This is a genomic window from Halomonas sp. 707D4, from assembly GCF_024158685.1.
GTDB lineage: Bacteria > Pseudomonadota > Gammaproteobacteria > Pseudomonadales > Halomonadaceae > Vreelandella.
Genome location: NZ_JAMZBD010000432.1, coordinates 1 through 2,606, shown reverse-complemented (window position 1 = coordinate 2,606; position 2,606 = coordinate 1). Strand labels below are relative to the sequence as shown.

Here is a 2,606-nt window from a genome sequence, read left to right as displayed (position 1 = left end):
GCCCCGCCACGACGAAGCCGGGCTCGACGAAGTAGAGCATGGCGGTGGTGGCCACCGTCGCCAGGTAGCTTGCGAAGAGAAAGCGCTTCTTCTCGGCGCGATAGTCCATGATGGCGCCGCACAAGGGCGCCGAGACCACCACCATCAAATAGCTCGCCGCCAGCGCCAGGCTCCACAGGAAGTTGGCCAGCCGAAAGCCATCGCCCCGATCACCGACGATGACGGTGGTGAAAAGCTCGCCGAAGACCACGGTGATGATCAACAGCGTATACGCCTGGTTGGCGAAGTCGAACATCGCCCAGCCGAAGATCTCGCGGCGCGAGGCACGCATGGGCGCTTTTTCAGCTCGTTCTGCGGACATAGCTGCGGACACTGGTTCTGCGGACATGGAAACTCTCGTGCAATCGGTGGATCACCGGGCGGCAAAAAGGAGATGACAGGGCCGGCGAGTTGCTCTAACTTTTTTCAAGAGGGTCAGACCGGGATACTACTTGATGACGCGTGGGCTCGACATAAGAACGAACCGGTTTTTCCAGCGGACATCGCGTATCGTCATCGGTCTTGCACTGACGATGGGCGCGTTTGCCGGCGTGCCCGCCCGAGCCGAGCCCCTGTCGCTTTCCGCCTTCACCTACGTCACCGAAGAGTACCCGCCCTACAACTACCTCCAGCAGGGTATCGTGAAGGGCCGCACGATCGAGTTGCTGCAGCGGCTGTTCCACCACACCCAGGCCTCCTTCGAGAGCGCCCACATACAGAGCTACCCTTGGGTCAGGGCTTACAACCTCACCCTGCAGACGCCCAACACCGTGCTCTTTTCCACCACCAAGACGCCATCGCGCGAGGCGCTCTTTCACTGGGCTGGCCCCATCGACATCGACCCCGTGGCGCTGCTTGCCCGCCGCGAAGCGGCCATCGACATCCAGACGCTCGAGGAGGCGATCCTGCAGAACCTGAGCGTGGTGGTGATTCGCGAGGACATCGGTGACACCAGTCTAGCAGAGGCGGGCTATCCCGAACGTTTAATCCACCGGGCGCTGGACAACCAGAGCGCGCTGTTCATGCTGATGAACGAGCGCGTCGACCTGTGGGCCTACAGCGGCCGGGTCGCCGACTGGATCGCCGAACGCGCCGGTTACGTGTCTTCCCCTCTCGAGTCGGTCTACACCCTGAGCGACTACCCGCTCTACTTCGCCATCAACAAAGAGAGCGACCCGGCGCTGATCGCCCGCTTCAAGCAGGCGATAGAGGAGCTAAGTGGACTTGATATTCACCAGGCGGTGTATCAGGATGAGTAGCCCGAGCACCCGTATCCTTTCACCTGTGCTTTTGACGATAACCATGATGCTTGCGAGTACACAGGTGACTGCCCAGTCGACACCCGCCTACCATTTCCTGACCCTCAATACCGAGGAGTATCCGCCGTTCAATCACGAACGTGACGGAGAGATCGCGGGACTCGCCACCCAGCGCCTGCGCCACGCCGTGGCAAGTGCCGGCATCGATGCGCGCTTCCTCATCCTGCCCTGGGCGCGCGCCTATACCGAGGCCCGGTTCAGGCCCGACCACTGCGTCTACTCGACCACGCGGACGCCGGCACGCGAGGCGCTGTTTCAATGGGCAGGGCCACTGGTGATCAACGAATGGTCGGCGCTCACCCTGGCGGGGCGCTTCGAGGACCTGACGCGGCTCGAGGAACTGGACGGGCTTCGTGTCGGCGGGTTTCTCGAGGACGCCATCGGCGACTACGTGGAAGAGCAGGGCATCAGGGTGCTGCGCGCGCCCAGCGAGCGGGTGAACATGGCCCGCCTCAAGGCGGGGCTGATTGACGTGCTCGTCTCCGGCCGGGCGACGGCAACGTTTTTGGCCGCCGAGCAGAACGTCGCCATCGCCCATCGCTTCACCTTCGCCCGCACGCCGCTCTATCTCGCTTGTCATCCCGACGTCCCCGGCGAGGTGATGGAGCGCCTGCAAACGGCGCTCGAGGCGCCTCTATGAGCTCAAGGCTGCCTCGCGGCGCGCTGATAAAGGGCCGCCTGACGCTCAAGCAGGCGCTACTGACACTCTTGATCGCCACGCTGATCAGCCTGGTCGCCGGCAGCCTCGAACTACTCAGCCATGCCAAGAGCATGCGCGCCAACATCGAGCAGCGCACCCAGCAGCAGCTGGCGATCATCAACGGCGCGGCGGCGGAGGCCGCCTTCCAGCTCAACCCGCAACTGGCGGAGCAGATCGCCCTGGGTCTGTTCAACGACGACGACGTCGCGTTCGTGGCGATCCAGGACGATTTCGGCCGCACGCTGGCGACCTTCGAGTCCCCTACCCCGCCGCCGAGCTGGCTGGCCGAGGCGCTGTTCGGCGACATCCTCGACTACCAGACGCCGCTTCGCTATCACCTGGACGATACCCTGCCCACCTCACGGGTGGGCGACATCCAGCTGACGCTCGACCAGCGCTACCTCACCGCGCAGTTCCTCGCCCGCAGCTACAGCGTGGTCGGCGTCAGCATCGTCGAGGCGTTTTTGCTGAGCAGCCTGTTCATCGCCTTCTTTCACGTCTACATCACGCGCCCGCTGCTCAAGGTGCACGCCGCGATCAGCCAGACC

2 protein-coding genes and 2 pseudogenes are annotated in these 2,606 nt (G+C 63.7%); 3 read left to right on the top strand and 1 reads right to left on the bottom strand.

The annotated features are described in order from the left end of the window. Positions 1 to 331, bottom strand: a pseudogene (locus tag BIS11_RS14840) (MFS transporter); the annotation flags it as partial. A gap of 163 nt (positions 332 to 494) precedes the next feature. Here BIS11_RS14840 and BIS11_RS14835 point away from each other — a divergent pair. The 3 genes and pseudogenes from BIS11_RS14835 to BIS11_RS14825 form a co-directional block, all read left to right on the top strand. Then, on the top strand, positions 495 to 1,298 hold the full coding sequence (locus tag BIS11_RS14835; protein ID WP_253420339.1) for an ABC transporter substrate-binding protein: 804 nt from the start codon (positions 495 to 497) through the stop codon (positions 1,296 to 1,298). 46 nt (positions 1,299 to 1,344) lie between these two features. Next, positions 1,345 to 1,998, top strand: a complete 654-nt coding sequence (locus BIS11_RS14830; protein WP_253420343.1) for an ABC transporter substrate-binding protein — start codon at positions 1,345 to 1,347, stop codon at positions 1,996 to 1,998. After that, positions 1,995 to 2,606: pseudogene (locus tag BIS11_RS14825) on the top strand (GGDEF domain-containing protein); the annotation flags it as partial. The gene BIS11_RS14830 and the pseudogene BIS11_RS14825, both read left to right, overlap by 4 nt.

Coding starts and splice junctions, on each gene's coding strand:
- BIS11_RS14835 (WP_253420339.1), top strand. CDS start 495: ATGACGCGTGGGCTCGACATAAGAACGAACCGGTTTTTCCAGCGGACA.
- BIS11_RS14830 (WP_253420343.1), top strand. CDS start 1,345: ATGCTTGCGAGTACACAGGTGACTGCCCAGTCGACACCCGCCTACCAT.